The organism is Terrabacter carboxydivorans (genome assembly GCF_039532035.1).
In the GTDB taxonomy this organism is placed as follows: domain Bacteria; phylum Actinomycetota; class Actinomycetes; order Actinomycetales; family Dermatophilaceae; genus Terrabacter; species Terrabacter carboxydivorans.
The window spans coordinates 134532-150296 of sequence record NZ_BAAARE010000012.1 but is presented as its reverse complement, the minus strand read 5'-3'; the positions used below and the strand labels follow the sequence as shown (position 1 = coordinate 150296).

Genomic DNA, 15765 nt, shown 5'->3' with positions numbered 1-15765 from the left:
CGCCTTAGGGTCCGGGGTCAGGCGGCCGGCAGGGTCAGGATCTCCGCGCCGTCCTCGGTGATCGCGATGGTGTGCTCGCTGTGCGCGGTGAGGCCACCGCTGGCACTGCGCAACGTCCACCCGTCGGGGTCCGTCACGAGCTCGGCCGTGTCGGCCATGACCCACGGCTCGAGGGCCAGCAGCAGGCCGGGGCGGAGCCGATAGCCGCGGCCGGGTCGACCCGTGTTCGAGACGTGGGGGTCCTGGTGCATGGTCGACCCGACGCCGTGCCCGCCGAACTCGGTGTTGACGGGGTAGCCGGCGCCGGTCAGGACCGTGCCGATGGCATGGGAGATGTCACCGACGTGTGCACCGGGGCCGGCGGCGGCGATCCCGGCCGCGAGGGCCTGCTCGGTGGCCTCGATCATCTCGGTGCTGCCCGTGGGCCGTGTCTCGCCCACGACGAAGCTGATCGCCGAGTCGGCAACGACGCCGCGCAGCGAGACCGCGAGGTCGAGCGAGAGCAGGTCGCCGTCGGCGAGCGCATGGGCGTGGGGGAGTCCGTGCAGCACGGCGTCGTTGACCGAGGTGCACACGTGGTGACCGAACGGGCCCCGCCCGAAGGACGGCGCGTAGTCGACGTAGCAGGACAGCGCCCCCGCCTCGGTGATCATCTCCCGGGCCCACCGGTCCAGATCGAGCAGGCTCGTGCCGACCGTGCTGCGACTCTTCAGCGTCTGCAGGATGTCGGCGACCAGGGCGCCGGCTCCCCGCGCCCGGTCCAGCTCGGTGGGGTTCAGGATCTCGATCATGCGGGCCTCTCTCGTCCAATAACTATCCCGGCAATGTTATCCCGGTGGGATAGGATCCGCTGCATGGTCAGGCTGCCCCTCACCCCCGCCGAGCTGGCGCGCGGACAGCGCCTCGGCGCGCTGCTGCGACGCGCTCGAGGGGAGCGCTCGATGCTCGAGACGGCCCTCGAGGCCCGGGTGTCACCCGAGACCCTGCGCAAGATCGAGTCCGGCCGCGTCGCGACTCCGGCCTTCCCCACCATCGCCGCGATCGCCGACGTGCTCGGCCTCTCCCTCGACGCCGTCTGGGCCGAGGTCAACGAGTCGCCGGACACGTCCGGGAGCGGGACGGGCTCGACCGGCCAGGTCAGCGACCTGGCCTCGTAGCGCGGCCGTCCGACGACCGGCGCCCGGTCACTCGCCGAAGCCGGGGTCGAGCTCCTCCGGTGACACGCCGAGCAGGCCTGCGACCTGCTCGGTCACGATGTCGGCGACGAGGGCTGCCACGTCGCGACGGTCGGTGACCCGCGTCTCGACCGGCCGCCGGTAGACGACGATGCGGGCCGGGCGGGCACCCGTGGCGGGGAAGAGCCGCCCGAGGGGCACCTCCCGGTGGTCCCAGGGGGCGGGTCCTCGCGGCACGTCCTCGACCGCGAACTCGACTGCGGGAAAAGCGCGCCCGCACGTCGCCTCCAGGCGGGCCGCGGCGTCGAGGACGAAGCCGTCGAACTCGTCACGGCGCGACACCATGGCGGGAACCGGCGGCCACGCCAGCGGTCCACGCCGACCGCGACCGTGCCGGTCGCGCGGTCGGCGTCGTCCGGGAGTGCGGGGCGAGGCGGTGTCCACGACCACACTCTAGATCGACGGACACGGCCCACGACGCCGCGCCGGACGGCATACGCCCGCGGTGATCTCGTGCTGGGACGGCGTGGTGATTCGTCCTCTTCGGGAGGGCGGGCTAGAGTCCCGGATCGTGGGTCTGACACGTGGTTGCTCGAAGACGGGATGCGCCCGTCCCGCCGTCGCGACCCTGACGTACGCGTATGCCGACCGCGCCGTGGTCGTGGGTCCGCTCGCGACCTACGCCGAGCCGCACACCTACGACCTGTGCCTCGAGCACGCGGAGCGCATGACGGCCCCCCGCGGCTGGGAGGTCGTGCGGGTCGGTGGCGAGTTCCCCGAGCCCGCCCTGGCGGCTGACGACCTGCTCGCGCTGGCGGACGCCGTGCGTGAGGCCGGCCGTCCGCGCACGAGCCGCCCGCCCGAGCCGCGCACGACCCCGCGGGGACAGGCGAGCGCCGAGGCCGACTCCGGTGCCGTCGAGTCCGGCCGCCGCGGACACCTGCGCATCCTCAAGGACTCCTGAGCAACTAGGGTGTTCGGCGTGCCCCACCTCGCAGACTTCGTCAAGGCCTACGACGTGCGTGGACTCGTCCCCGACCAGCTCTCGCCCGAGGTGGCCCACGCCATCGGCGCGGCGTTCGCCGAGGTCGTCGCCGTCCCGGACGGCTCCGACGGGGTCGTCATCGGCCACGACATGCGCCCGAGCTCGCCCGAGCTGTCGGCGGCCTTCGCCGCCGGTGTGACCTCGCGCGGCGTGGACGTCACGCTCATCGGACTGTGCTCCACGGACGGGCTCTACTACGCCAGCGGCGCCCTCGACCTCCCGGGTGCGATGTTCACCGCGAGCCACAACCCGGCCCGCTACAACGGGATCAAGCTGTGCCGCTCCGCGGCCCGCCCCGTGGGCCAGGACTCGGGACTGGCCGAGATCCGCGACCTCGCCCAGTGGATGCTCGGCGGAGGCACGGGGCTGGCACTGCCGGCGGGCGGTCCGGGCTCCGTGACGACGCGTGACCTCCTCGGCGACTACGCCGCGTTCCTGCGCGGCCTCGTCGACCTCTCCGGCTCGCGCCCCCTCAAGGTGGTCGTCGACGCCGGCAACGGCATGGGCGGCCACACGGTCCCGGCCGTGCTGGGGACGGCGGCCGGGCTCCCCGAGCTGCCACTGGAGATCGTCCCGCTCTACTTCGAGCTCGACGGGACCTTCCCCAACCACGAGGCCAACCCGCTCGACCCGGCCAACCTCGTCGACCTCCAGGCGGCCGTCCGCGAGCACGGCGCCGACATCGGGCTCGCCTTCGACGGCGACGCCGACCGCTGCTTCGTCGTCGACGCCGACGGCGAACCGGTGTCGCCGAGCGCCGTCACCGGCCTCGTCGCCGTCCGGGAGATCGAGCGGGCCCGTGCCGGCGGCGACACGACGGTCTCGATCGTGCACAACGTCATCACGAGCGCGGCGGTCCGCGAGATCGTGCTCGAGGCCGACGCCACGCCCGTCCGCACCCGGGTCGGCCACTCGTTCATCAAGGCCGAGATGGCCCGTGCCGGAGCCGTCTTCGGCGGAGAGCACTCCGCGCACTACTACTTCCGCGACTTCTGGTTCGCCGACACCGGCATGCTCGCTGCCATGCACGTGCTCGCTGCCCTCGGCGAGCAGGACGCGCCGCTCTCCGAGCTCTGCGCGGACTACGAGCGCTACGTCGCGTCCGGCGAGATCAACTCCACCGTGACCGACGCGGCCGCCGTCGTCGACCAGGTCCGGGCGTGGGCCCAGGTCCGGGGCGCCACCACCGACGTGCTCGACGGGCTCACCGTCAGCAGCCCTGCCGGTGACACCCCGATGTGGTGGTTCAATGTGCGCGCCTCCAACACCGAGCCGCTTCTGCGGCTCAACGTCGAGGCAGGCGACCGTGAGACGATGCAGGACGTGCGCGACGAGCTGCTCACCCTGATCAGGTCGGGTGCCGACGGCGCCGACGCACCCCACGAGGGCGGGTCCACCACCGCCCAGGACGCAGGAGACGCTTCGTGAACCAGAGCCAGCAGACGATCGAGCCGTGGCTGCGCGGGATCATCCGCTGCCCGCAGTGCAAGGGCGAGCTCGTCGACGCGACCGCCGACACCGCGGGTGAGACCGCGAGCGCTGCCGATCCGGCCGCAAGCACGTCGGTCACCGAGCTGCGCTGCGGCACCTGCCACCTCGCCTATCCCGTCGAGGGCGGCGTCCCCGTCCTCCTCGTCGACCTCGCCCGCCGCACCGACGGCTGACCCGCGTGGGCGCCGTGTTCGACGAAGCCCGCCTCGACGACGAGGGTGCCCTGGCGTCCATCGACTCCAGCGACACGCTCCGCGCCCTCGCTGGGGCCGGTGCCCAGGTGCGGCGCACCATGGCCGCCGCCGGGGAGGCCGGCCTCGACCGGCTGCGTGACGTCGGGCCCCGTGGCGTCGTCGTCGCGGCCGCCGGCGGGTCCGTCGCCGTCGCCGACCTCTTCGAGGCCGTCTCGCGCCGCGCTGCGGCGCTCCCGGTCCAGAGCTGCACGTCCGGCTCCCTGCCGGGCTGGGTGGGCGCGCTCGACGTGGTGCTCGCGGTGTCGCAGTCGGGCCGGGCCGCAGGCACGCTCGCCCTCGCGGCCGAGGCCGCCAGGCGTGGCGCGTTCCTCGTCACCGTCGGCGCCGCGGAGTCCCCGCTTGCCGACGTCTGCGCCCGCGCCCACGGGGTGCACGTGCCGGTCGCCGTCGAGGGCTCGTCGTCCCGCACGTCGGTGTGGGCACAGGCGACGCCGGCCCTGCTCGCCGCCGACGCCATGGGGATCGCCTCCGTCAGCCACGAGACGCTGGGCGAGCTCGCCGACCTGCTCGACCGCGTCGCCACCGACGCGCGTCCGTCGTCCGAATCGTTCGTCAACCCGGCCAAGATCCTCGCGACCGAGCTCGCCGAGTCGACGCCGATCGTCCTCGGCGAAGGGCCCTTCGGCGACGTCACGGCACGCCGGGCCGCCGCGATGTTCGGTCGCACCGGGCGGGTCCCGGTGGCCCACGGCGCCCTGCCCGACGCCGCGAGCCAGATCGTGGCCTGCTTCGACGGGCCGCTGGCGCCCGGGCAGTCGGGCGGGGGCGGCAGCGACGACATCTTCGCCGACCCCTTCCTCGACGGCCCGAGCCGCCCGCCGCTGCGCCTCATCATGTTGCGCGACACCTCGGCCGGCGACGGGCACGGGCTCGCCGACACCGTCGTCTCCGTGGCCGAGGACGCCGGCGTGCGGGTGTCGCTCGTCGACGCGCCCGCCGCCGACCCTCTCGTCCGCCTGGCCCACCACGTCGTGCTGACCGACTTCGCCGCGACCTACCTGGCCCTCGGCTTCGGCTTCGACCCGGCGACCTCGCCCCACGTCCGCCTCCTGCGGGGTGCGCGGGAGGTGTGAGACGGCCGGGCCCCGACCGAAGGCGTATGCCGTCCGGTGGGCCCGAGCGCGCGTCGTCCCCACCCCGACCGGGCCGCGCCGCCGACGTAGGCTGCGACGGTGACCCAGCACTTCGACCTCGCCATCATCGGCAGCGGCTCGGGCAACTCGCTCGTGACGCCCGACTTCGACGACAAGCGCGTCGCCGTGATCGAGGGCGGGACCTTCGGCGGCACCTGCCTCAACGTCGGCTGCATCCCGACCAAGATGTTCGTCTACGCGGCCGACATGGCGCGGGACGTGCGCGAGGCCGGCCGCTACGGCGTCGACGCGACCCTGCAGGGGGTGCGCTGGGCTGACGTGCGCGACCGCGTCTTCGGGCGCATCGACCCGATCTCCGACGGCGGCCGGCGCTACCGCGTCGACGGGCCCAACACGACGGCCTTCCTGGGCCACGCCCGCTTCACCGGCGACCGCACGCTCACGGTCGACCTGGGCGACGGCCGGCAGGAGACGCTGACGGCGGACCAGGTGGTCGTCGCCGCCGGTGCCCACCCGGTCGTGCCCGACGTCATCGCCGACTCGGGAGTGCCCTTCCACACGTCGGACACGGTCATGCGCATCGACGCGCTGCCAGAGCGCCTCGCGATCCTCGGCGGAGGCTTCATCGCGGCGGAGATGGCGCACGTCTTCGCCTCCTTCGGCGTGCACGTCACGGTCGTGGCGCGGTCCTCGCACCTGCTGCGCCACCTCGACACCGACATCGCCCAGCGCTTCACCGACCTGGCCCGCGAGCAGTGGGACGTGCGCACAGGGTCCAACGTCGTCCGCGTCGAGCCCGGCGCCGGGGGAGCGGGGGTCCGCCTGCACCTCGACAGCACCGCGGTCGTCGACGCCGACCTGCTCCTCGTCGCCACCGGGCGGCAGCCCAACACGGCCGGCCTCGGCGTCGAGGCCGGCGGCCTGCGGCTGCTCGACGACGGTCGCATCGAGGTCGACGACCACGGCCGCACGAGCGCTCCGGGGGTCTGGGCCCTCGGTGACGTCAGCGCGCCGTACCAGCTCAAGCACGTCGCCAACGCCGAGGCGCGCACCATCGCGCACAACCTCGTGCACCCGGACGACCTGCGCCGCCTCCCGCTCGAGCACGTGCCCTCCGGCGTCTTCAGCCACCCCCAGATCGCGACCGTGGGGCTGACCGAGGAGGAGTGCGTCGAGCAGGGCCGCGCCCACGTGAGCCACGTCCAGGCGTTCGGCGACACGGCATACGGCTGGGCCATGGAGGACACGACGAGCGTGTGCAAGCTCATCGCCGACCCCACGACCGGGCTGCTGCTCGGTGCCCACCTGATGGGGCCCCAGGCGACCTCGCTCATCCAGCCGCTGATCCAGGGGATGGCGTTCGGCACCACGGTGCACGAGCTCGCCCGGGGGCAGTACTGGATCCACCCGGCGCTCGCCGAGGTCGTCGAGAACGCCCTGCTCGGGCTGAAGCTCGACCCACCCTCCTGAGCGCGTTCCCAGCCGGCTTCCAGACGCCCCTAGGATGACGCCATGGCAGGCGGACTCGTAGCCCTACTCGACGACGTCGCGGCGCTCGTGAAGCTCGCGGCGGCGTCGGTCGACGACGTCGGCGCGGCCGCGGCGAAGGCGAGCGTCAAGGCCACCGGGGTCGTCGTCGACGACACCGCGGTGACGCCGCGCTACGTCGAGGGACTGGCACCCGAGCGCGAGCTGCCGATCATCAAGAAGATCGCGCTCGGCTCGCTGCGCAACAAGCTGCTCATCATCCTGCCGGTCATCATGGTGCTCAGCCAGTTCGTGCCGTGGGCGCTGACGCCGATCCTCATGGTCGGTGGCACCTACCTCGCCTACGAGGGCGCCGAGAAGGTCTGGGAGATCGTCTCGGGGCACCGCGAGGAGCAGGCCGAGGCCGGCGCTGTCGACGAGGACGCCGTCGTCTCCGGCGCCGTCCGCACCGACTTCATCCTGTCGGCCGAGATCATGGTCATCGCCCTCAACGAGGTCGACACCGAGCCGTTCCTCTCGCGCCTCATCATCCTCGTCATCGTCGCCCTGCTCATCACGGCGCTCGTCTACGGCGTCGTCGGCCTCATCGTGAAGATGGACGACGTCGGCCTCCACCTCGCCGGACGCGACTCCGGGGCGTCGCAGAGGGTCGGCCGCGGCCTCGTCAAGGGCATGCCGAAGCTGCTGTCGGTGCTCTCCACCGTCGGCATCGCGGCGATGCTCTGGGTCGGCGGCCACATCCTGCTCGTCGGCGTGGACGAGCTCGGCTGGCACGCGCTCTACGACCTCGTGCACCACCTCGAGGAGGGCGTCGCCGGGGTCGCGGGCATCGGCGGCCTCCTGGCCTGGGTGGTCAACACCCTCGCCTCCGCCCTGATCGGCCTCGTCGTCGGAGCGGTGGTCGTCGCCGTCCTGCACGTCATCCCGCGGCGCACGAAGCACGACGAGGCCACGACCTCGCACTGACGGGGCAGGCCCAGCTGCACACTTCGGGGCCGACCACACCGCGTATGCCGTGTGCTGCCCTTCCAGAGGTGTGTGCCGGGGTCGTTCGACGGGCCGACACCGCTGTCCACACCCGGTGCGGGGGCACCTGCCACCGTCCACAGCGGGCTCCGGGCCGACCGTCCGGCCGGCCCGGAGCGGGCACCCTGACGGCATGGACCTCGTGCCCCACTGCGACGACCACGTCGTCGACGCCGCCCGCCTGCACGACGTCGGCCTGGCGTCGCACGACATCGAGCGGCTCTGCCGGGAGGGGCGCCTGCACCGTCTCGTCCGAGGCTGGTTCGCCACCCGTGCGCCTGAGGACGCCGTCGACCGGCACCTGCTCAGCCTGCGGGCGTTGTTGCGCCACTTCGAGGGCCGGGTCGCCGCCAGCCACCACACGCGCCTGCTCCAGGCCGGGATCCCCGTGTGGCGCGCGGACCTCTCCGACGTGCACCTCACCCGGGTGCACGACCGCGGGTCGAGGTCGCGCCAGGGCTACCGGGTGCATCCAGCCCTCCCGGGGGTCCGGGTCCGCGAGACGAGCACGGGGCCCGCGCTGCCGATCGCCGTCGCGGTGGTGCAGACCGGCATCCTCAACGGCCCGATGGACGCACTCATCGCCGCAGACGCGGCGCTGCACGCCGAGCTGATCACGAAGGAAGGCATCGTCGCGGCGCTCCGGGTCTTCGCGGGACGGAACGGGGTCGCGCCGGTGCGAGCTGCCCTCGCCCACGCGCACGGCCGGCACGAGTCGCCGGGCGAGACCCGGCTCGCTGCGGTGCTGCGCGAGCTGGAGATCCGTGCGACGCCGCAGGTGTGGATCCGGACGAGGCAGGGGGCCAAGCGGGTCGACGCGCTGCTCGACGAGCGCCCCGTCGTCCTCGAGTTCGACGGCGCGGTGAAGTACCGCCCTGCCGCGGAAAGTGCCGGTGTCACGGGAGACGGCCGGATGACCGGTCCACCCGCCGACAACCCGCTCTTCGCGGAGAAGATCCGCGAGGACGCGATCCGCGACGAGGACCACGAGGTCGTCCGCGTCGTCTGGTCACAGCTCGGCGACCCGGGCGGCATCCGACGCCGGATCGAGTCCGCCGCCCGTCGGGCCGCGCGGAGGGCGGCCTGACCCGTCCGACCGCGCGCCTGCACACCTCGGAGTCAGCGCCACCCCGCCTGCGGCGGGTGACCGGCCCGAAGGTGTGCGGGCGCCGCGACGGCGGATCTGCGTGCGCAGGGCTCGACAGGCGATTCGAGGCGGACCGACCCCGCCGCTAGACTGGGCGACTGCCGGCGTGGGTGATGACCCGCCACAAGAGCCCAGAGGGGCGCGCCGGGTCTGCACACCGACGATCAAAGGAAACGATCACTCATGTCCTTCGACTACAAGGTTGCCGACCTGAGCCTCGCCGAGGCCGGCCGACACCAGCTCCGACTGGCCGAGCACGAGATGCCCGGCCTCATGGCGATCCGCGAGGAGTACGCCGCGGCCCAGCCGCTCAAGGGCGCCCGCATCGCCGGCTCGCTGCACATGACCGTCCAGACGGCCGTGCTCATCGAGACCCTCACCGCGCTCGGCGCCGAGGTCCGCTGGGCCTCCTGCAACATCTACTCGACGCAGGACGAGGCCGCCGCCGCCGTCGTCGTGGGCCCGAAGGGCTCCGCCGACGACCTCCAGGGCGTGCCCGTCTTCGCCTGGAAGGGCGAGACGCTCCCCGAGTACTGGTGGTGCACCGACCAGATCCTCACCTGGCCCGGCGGCGAGGGCCCCAACATGATCCTCGACGACGGCGGCGACGCCACGATGCTCGTCCACAAGGGCCGTGAGTGGGAGCAGGCCGGCCAGGTGCCGCCCACCACCGACGAGGACTCCGAGGAGTTCGGCGTCTTCAAGGAGCTCGTGCGCCAGACCCTGGCAACCGACCCGCAGAAGTGGACCACGGTCGCCGCCGGCATCAAGGGCGTCACCGAGGAGACCACGACCGGCGTCCACCGTCTCTACCAGCTGGCCGAGGCCGGCGAGCTGCTCTTCCCGGCCATCAACGTCAACGACGCGGTGACCAAGAGCAAGTTCGACAACACCTACGGCTGCCGCCACTCGCTCATCGACGGCCTCAACCGCGCCACCGACGTCCTCATCGGCGGCAAGGTCGCCGTCGTCGCCGGCTACGGCGACGTGGGCAAGGGCTGCGCCGAGTCGCTCCGCGGCCAGGGCGCCCGCGTCATCGTCACCGAGATCGACCCGATCTGCGCGCTGCAGGCCGCCATGGAAGGCTTCCAGGTCGCCCGCCTCGAGGACGTCGTCGAGACCGCCGACATCTTCATCACGACGACCGGCTGCTACGACGTCATCACCGCCGAGCACATGACGAAGATGAAGAACAAGGCCATCGTCGCCAACATCGGTCACTTCGACAACGAGATCGACATGGCCGGCCTGGGCCGCGTCCCCGGCATCCAGAAGACCGAGATCAAGCCGCAGGTCCACGAGTGGACGTTCACGTCCGGCAGCTCGATCATCGTGCTCTCCGAGGGTCGCCTGATGAACCTCGGCAACGCCACCGGCCACCCGAGCTTCGTCATGAGCAACAGCTTCAGCAACCAGACGATCGCCCAGATCGAGCTCTTCACCAAGACGGGTGACTACGCCAAGCAGGTCTACACCCTGCCGAAGCACCTCGACGAGAAGGTCGCCCGCCTGCACCTCGACGCCCTCGGCGTCCGGCTCACCGAGCTGACCAAGGGCCAGGCCGAGTACCTCGGCGTCGACGTGGCCGGCCCGTACAAGCCGGAGCACTACCGCTACTGATCCCAGCGTGTCGTCGGCTCTCGCCGGCGCTCCTGGAGCACGAGTCCGTATGCCGTCCCCCTCACGAGGGGGACGGCATACGTCCGTCCGGGGTGGCCGATGCCGGTCGCAGACGGCGGCCGGGTCGTGCCGAGGGCAGGGCTTCCGGCGGCCTGCTCCAGCGGTCGCGGCGACGCCTGCCGTGGGAGGATCGGAGGGCTCACCGCCCACCCGTCTGGCAGGGACCCTCCATGAACAAGCTCCTGGCCGGTGCACTGGCACTGGCGTTGTCCGTCTCGCTCGCCGCCTGCTCCAAGTCCGTCGACCCGACGGCGACGTCGAGCACCCCGGCCCCCCCGGCAGCCTCGACGTCGAGCGCGACGACGCCGACCGACTCGATGTCGGCAGCGACGACCGACGACACGGGCGGCGGCACGGGCGCTGCCACGGTCGGACCGGTCGACCAGTCCACTCCCGAGGCCGCCATGACGTCGTGGCTCGAGTCCATGGTGGCCGGCGACGGCAACACGGTCTGCGGGCTCATGGCCACGGGCGGCAAGACCATCGCGAGCATCCCCGGCGCAGCCTCGGCCTGCGGCAAGACGATCACGCCGATGCTCGACCAGATCAAGGAGCTCGGCGGGGCGTTCCAGGGCCTCAAGATCAGCGGCGCCACCGTCAAGGGCGACCAGGCCACCTTCGAGAGCGTCACGACCGAGCCGGCCCTGGCCGCCGACGTCGTCGCCAGCTTCAAGGCGGTCCGCATCGGCGGCAAGTGGTACGTCACCCAGGGCTGAGCGCACTCCGCTGACGCCGCGCCGCCGGCGCGGCCTTCGGGCCCGAGCACGTGTGCCGGGTCGCGGGGTCCCGTGGACGACACCGGCCGGCATACTCCGGCCTGTTCGTCCCCGGCGCCGTCGGCGTGGGCCGATGAGCGTCAGCGGGTGGTCAGGCGTGTGTGATGATTTGGTCAGGACATACGGGGCGCGTGATCCGCGGTCCCGGGAAGGAGTCTGTCGTGAAGGGTCGGGTACTGGTCGTCGACGACGACCTCGCACTCGCCGAGATGCTCGGGATCGTGCTGCGCAACGAGGGGCTCGACGTCACGCACGTGGCCGACGGCTCCGAGGCGGTGGCTGCCTTCCGTGAGTCGCGGCCCGACCTCGTGCTGCTCGATGTCATGCTGCCCGGTCTCGACGGGATGGAGGTGTGCCGACGCATCCGCGCCGAGAGCGGGGTGCCGATCGTCATGCTGACCGCCCGCACCGACACCGTCGACGTCGTCGTCGGCCTCGAGTCCGGCGCCGACGACTACGTCGTCAAGCCGTTCAAGCCGCAGGAGCTCATCGCGCGGGTCCGTGCCCGTCTGCGCCGGGGCGACGAGCCGGCTCCGGAGCGTCTCGCCATCGGCGACCTCGAGATCGACGTCGCGGGCCACTCGGTCAAGAGGGCGGGGGAGTCGCTGTCGCTGACGCCGCTCGAGTTCGACCTGCTCGTCGCCCTGGCGCGCAAGCCGTGGCAGGTCTTCACGCGCGAGGTGCTGCTCGAGCAGGTGTGGGGCTACCGCCACGCCGGTGACACCCGCCTCGTCAACGTCCACGTGCAGCGGCTGCGCTCGAAGATCGAGCACGACCCGGAGCGTCCCGAGATCGTCGTGACCGTGCGCGGAGTGGGCTACAAGGCGGGTCCGTCCTGACATGACCGAGCGCGCGGCCCGGAGCGGACCCGCGGGCCTGGCCTCGCGGGCCGGAGCTCCGCTGCGCGCCGCGTGGCAGCGGGTCCTGCACCTGTGGCGTGCCTCGCTCGGCTTCCGGGTCGTCATCGTCACGATGCTGCTCGGCATCCTCGTGCTGACGGCCGTGGGCACCTACCTCTACGGCTCCATCGCCCAGGGCCTCGTCGACAGCCGCCAGCGCATCGCCTCCGAGGACAGCCTGCGTGACGCGACCGACGCGCAGGGGCAGTTCGATTCCACCGACCAGACCGACACGCAGGCCAAGCTGACGCAGTTCGCGACGACGCTGATCAACACCTACCGCCGCGACGCCGGCAACGAGACGCGCTACGTCGTGCTGACGCGGTTCGACAACAACAACTCGCCCTTCATCGTCGGCCCGATCGAGAGCGGCAGTGTCGGGGTGCGGTTCATCCCCGACGAGCTGCGCCAGCAGGTGGCGGCCCAGCCCGACCGCCAGCACCTGCAGGTCGCGACGATCGACGAGGGCGGCGACAGCATCTCGGCCGTCATCGTCGGCCAGAAGGTCGAGCTGCCCGTCGCGGGCAACTACGGCCTCTACTTCATCTACCCGATGGACCGCGAGCGCGAGATCATCAGCTTCATCGGGCAGACGTTCCTCTTCGGTGGCGCGGCGCTCATCCTGCTGATCGGCGCCATCGCGTTCGTCGTGACCCGGCTCGTGGCCGACCCCGTGCGCCGCGCCGCGGCCGTCGCCGAGCGCTTCGCCGAGGGCAACCTCAACGAGCGCATGCGCGCCAAGGGCGAGGACGACCTGGCCCGGCTCGGCAACTCCTTCAACGGCATGGCCGCCTCGATCCAGCAGCAGATCGCCCAGCTGGAGAACCTCTCCCGCGTGCAGCAGCGGTTCGTCTCCGACGTCTCCCACGAGCTGCGCACCCCGCTGACCACGATCCGCATGGCCGGTGACCTCATCCACGACTCGCGCGGAGACTTCGAGCCGACGGTCGCGCGCTCGGCCGAGCTGCTCCGCGGCGAGCTCGACCGGTTCGAGTCGCTTCTGAGCGACCTGCTCGAGATCTCCCGCTTCGACGCCGGGGCAGCGGTGCTCGAGGTCGAGGCCAGCGACCTGCGCGCCTGCGTCGAGCGCGCCGTCGACGCCCACCGCACCCTCGCCGCGCGGAAGGGCACGCAGCTCGTCGTCAACGCCCCGACGAGCCCGGTGGTCGCCGACATGGACTCGCGCCGGATCGAGCGCATCCTGCGCAACCTCGTGGCCAACGCCGTCGAGCACGGCGAGGGCAAGCCGGTCGAGGTGACGATCGGGGCCAACGACAGTGCTGTCGCCGTCACGGTGCGCGACCACGGGGTCGGCCTGCGTCCCGGCGAGGCGGCCCTGGTGTTCACGCGGTTCTGGCGGGCCGACCCGGCGCGTGCGCGCACGACCGGAGGCACGGGGCTCGGCCTGGCCATCGCGCTCGAGGACGCCCGGCTGCACGCCGGTCGCCTCGAGGCCTGGGGTGCCCGGGGGGAGGGTTCCTGCTTCCGCCTGACCCTGCCGCGCCGGGCCGACGCGACGATCACCAGCTCACCACTGCCGCTCAGCCCGCTGGCGGGCGAGGCCGCCCGGCTCCGGGCGGGTGGCGACGACGTGGACCCGCCCTCCGGCCTCGGCCGCCCCGCCGACGACGACACGCTCCGCCTGCGCCGCATCGTCGTGGAGCGCACCCCGTGAGAGCACGCCTGCTCGCGGGTGCGCTCCTCGTCGCGTCGACCCTGTTGGCGGCGTGCGGCGGCCTGCCGAGCACCGGCCCCGTCGTCGAGGGCCGTCCGCTCGGCGAGGTGCTCAACGAACCCGTCCGGGTCGTGGCCGTCGGGCCGGTCGACGGCGCGAGCCAGGAGGCCATCGTGCGCGGCTTCCTGCGCGCGGGCGAGGACACCGACGAGACCCACGCCACCGGCCGCTCCTTCCTCGCGCCCCAGTCGGTCGACCTGTGGAGGTGGTCGAGCGAGGACGTCGTCGTCTACGACGGGGACCTCACGGTCAAGCAGGTCGGGGACGACACCGTCGACGTCACGGCCACCGCCATGGCGCGCCTGACCCCCGACGGCCGCTACATCGAGGAGCCTCCCGGCACCCGGGAGAAGGTGACCTTCGGCGTCACGAAGGTCGGCGGTGAGTGGCGCATCGAGCTGCCCGCCACCGGCTTCGGGCTGTGGCTCGACAACGACCAGTTCAACCGCGTCTACGTCAAGCGGTTCATCCACTACGTCAGCCGCAACGGTCGCGACCTCGTCCCCGACGCGCGCTGGTTCCCCATCGGGACCCGTCTCGCGACGACCCTGGCCCGCGCGCAGCTCAGCGCCGTGCCGCCCTACCTCTCGGGTGCGGTCTCCACCGGCGTGCCGACCGGCACACGGCTGGCGGTCAACGCCGTCCCGGTCACCGCCGGCAAGGCGCAGGTCAACCTCAGCAGCCAGGCCCTGTCGGCCGACCCGGCCAACCGGGCCGCGATGTGGGCGCAGCTGACCAAGACCCTCAGCCAGGTCTCGTCGGTGGCCTCGGTGTCCCTCGCCGTCGACAACACCCAGCTCGAGCTGCCGGGTGGGGTGACGTCGGTGTCGTCGGCGGCGGACCTCGGCTACGACACCGTCCCCCAGAGCATCTTCGACACCGCGCTGCTGCGCAGCGGCGACACGATCCGTCGGTTCGACCCGCGCTACGTCCCCGACACCCAGGCGTCCAAGCGCCCCGACCTCAAGCCCAAGGACGGCGACATCGCCCGGGTGCCCGACACCTGGGTCGACCTCGCGCTCTCCGTCGACGGGAAGCAGGTGGCCGCCGTCTCCCGCGACCGGACGGAGCTGTCCATCTGGCGGGCCACCGAGCAGACCCGGTCGCTCCCGCCGTTCGCGACGTCGCTGACGCAGCCCGTCTACGACGCCAACGGCTACCTGTGGACCGCCGGCAGGGACAGCAAGGGCGATGACCGGGTGTTCGTCGTCGACGCGGTCTCGAGCGACCCGAAGACCACCGCCAAGGCCGTCAGCACGCCGTGGCTCGGCAAGCGCCGCATCACGGCCCTGGCGGCGTCGCCGGATGCCGCCCGGATGCTCGTCATCACCACCGACCGCTCCGGTGGCGACGTGCAGCTCGGGCTCACCGGCATCGTCCGCGCCACGAACGGCGAGCCGCAGTCGCTGGCCGAGCCGCTCCAGCAGGCGCAGTCCCTGACCCGCATCCAGGACGTCACCTGGCTCGACCCCGCGACGTACGCCGTGCTCGGGCAGGTCGGGGCCGACGACGCGATGCGGCCGTGGCTCGCCTCGATCGGGGCCGGCGTCGACGGGACCCGCCCGGGGATCGGCCGGCTCAACGCCGTGCCCGGCGCGGTGAGGATCACGACGGTCGGCGGTCCACGCGGCATCCTCATCGTCACGAGCGACAAGCGGGTGCTGGCCCGCGCCGGCACCAACTGGCCCCTCATCGAGCGTGGCAGCGACGTGCTCGTGCCGGGGAGCTGACCCGCGACCGTCGACCCGGTCCGCACGGCCCAGGCTGCGTCCACACCCCCTCGGTGAGGCGGGCGTCCGTCCCCAGCTGCCGACGACACCGCCGCGCGGTGGGGCGTCCTGCGCTTCGCTGTCGGTGTGGCCGTTGGTGTCGACGGGAGGGAGGCGGCGGGGTGCGACCGACTCGACCGGATGGGCGTCCCGGTGGACGACTCGGTGGACGACTCGGTGGACGAC

15 protein-coding genes are annotated in these 15765 nt (G+C 72.6%); 13 read left to right on the top strand and 2 right to left on the bottom strand.

Translation table 11 applies throughout. The features are described from left to right. Positions 1-17: 17 nt before the first annotated feature. Positions 18-791 (bottom strand): type I methionyl aminopeptidase, encoded by a 774-nt coding sequence (gene map, locus ABD297_RS14770; protein WP_344255791.1) that lies wholly within the window; start codon positions 789-791, stop codon positions 18-20. 63 nt (positions 792-854) lie between these two features. Between map and ABD297_RS14765 the strand changes: the two genes are divergently transcribed. Then, complete coding sequence (locus ABD297_RS14765) at positions 855-1157, top strand: helix-turn-helix domain-containing protein (RefSeq protein ID WP_344255790.1); 303 nt, start codon at positions 855-857, stop codon at positions 1155-1157. A gap of 27 nt (positions 1158-1184) precedes the next feature. Here the strand turns inward: ABD297_RS14765 and ABD297_RS14760 are convergent, their stop codons facing one another. Beyond that, entirely contained in the window at positions 1185-1520 is a 336-nt protein-coding gene (locus ABD297_RS14760) for a metallopeptidase family protein (protein ID WP_344255789.1), read from the bottom strand. 226 nt (positions 1521-1746) lie between these two features. Between ABD297_RS14760 and ABD297_RS14755 the strand changes: the two genes are divergently transcribed. The 12 genes from ABD297_RS14755 (at position 1747) to ABD297_RS14700 (ending at position 15540) form a co-directional block, all read left to right on the top strand. Further along, a complete protein-coding gene (locus tag ABD297_RS14755; RefSeq protein ID WP_344255788.1) occupies positions 1747-2139 on the top strand; it encodes a DUF3499 domain-containing protein in 393 nt (130 codons plus the stop codon). A 9-nt stretch (positions 2140-2148) separates the two neighbouring features. Beyond that, on the top strand, positions 2149-3648 hold the full coding sequence (locus ABD297_RS14750) for a phosphomannomutase/phosphoglucomutase (RefSeq protein ID WP_344255787.1): 1500 nt from the start codon (positions 2149-2151) through the stop codon (positions 3646-3648). Next, on the top strand, positions 3645-3884 hold the full coding sequence (locus ABD297_RS14745) for a Trm112 family protein (protein WP_344255786.1): 240 nt from the start codon (positions 3645-3647) through the stop codon (positions 3882-3884). The genes ABD297_RS14750 and ABD297_RS14745 overlap by 4 nt, the downstream gene beginning before the upstream one ends. 5 nt (positions 3885-3889) lie before the next feature. Continuing rightward, positions 3890-5038, top strand: a complete 1149-nt coding sequence (locus tag ABD297_RS14740) for an SIS domain-containing protein (protein WP_344255785.1) — start codon at positions 3890-3892, stop codon at positions 5036-5038. Between the two features lie 99 nt (positions 5039-5137). Beyond that, positions 5138-6529: a mycothione reductase gene (locus ABD297_RS14735; protein WP_344255784.1), complete on the top strand. Its 1392-nt coding sequence runs from the start codon at positions 5138-5140 to the stop codon at positions 6527-6529. A gap of 42 nt (positions 6530-6571) precedes the next feature. Next, on the top strand, positions 6572-7513 hold the full coding sequence (locus ABD297_RS14730; protein ID WP_344255783.1) for a DUF808 domain-containing protein: 942 nt from the start codon (positions 6572-6574) through the stop codon (positions 7511-7513). A 193-nt stretch (positions 7514-7706) separates the two neighbouring features. Further along, positions 7707-8660, top strand: a complete 954-nt coding sequence (locus ABD297_RS14725) for a hypothetical protein (protein WP_344255782.1) — start codon at positions 7707-7709, stop codon at positions 8658-8660. Between the two features lie 243 nt (positions 8661-8903). Then, on the top strand, positions 8904-10340 hold the full coding sequence (ahcY, locus tag ABD297_RS14720; protein ID WP_344255781.1) for an adenosylhomocysteinase: 1437 nt from the start codon (positions 8904-8906) through the stop codon (positions 10338-10340). Between the two features lie 230 nt (positions 10341-10570). Further along, positions 10571-11116: a hypothetical protein gene (locus tag ABD297_RS14715; protein WP_344255780.1), complete on the top strand. Its 546-nt coding sequence runs from the start codon at positions 10571-10573 to the stop codon at positions 11114-11116. Between the two features lie 221 nt (positions 11117-11337). Next, the gene (gene mtrA, locus ABD297_RS14710) at positions 11338-12015 is read left to right on the top strand and encodes an MtrAB system response regulator MtrA (RefSeq protein WP_344255779.1); all 678 of its coding nucleotides are present in this window, start codon (positions 11338-11340) and stop codon (positions 12013-12015) included. 1 nt (position 12016) lies between these two features. Further along, on the top strand, positions 12017-13750 hold the full coding sequence (gene mtrB / locus ABD297_RS14705) for an MtrAB system histidine kinase MtrB (RefSeq protein ID WP_344255778.1): 1734 nt from the start codon (positions 12017-12019) through the stop codon (positions 13748-13750). Continuing rightward, complete coding sequence (locus ABD297_RS14700; RefSeq protein WP_344255777.1) at positions 13747-15540, top strand: LpqB family beta-propeller domain-containing protein; 1794 nt, start codon at positions 13747-13749, stop codon at positions 15538-15540. Before mtrB ends, ABD297_RS14700 begins: the two co-directional genes overlap by 4 nt. Positions 15541-15765: the final 225 nt, after the last annotated feature.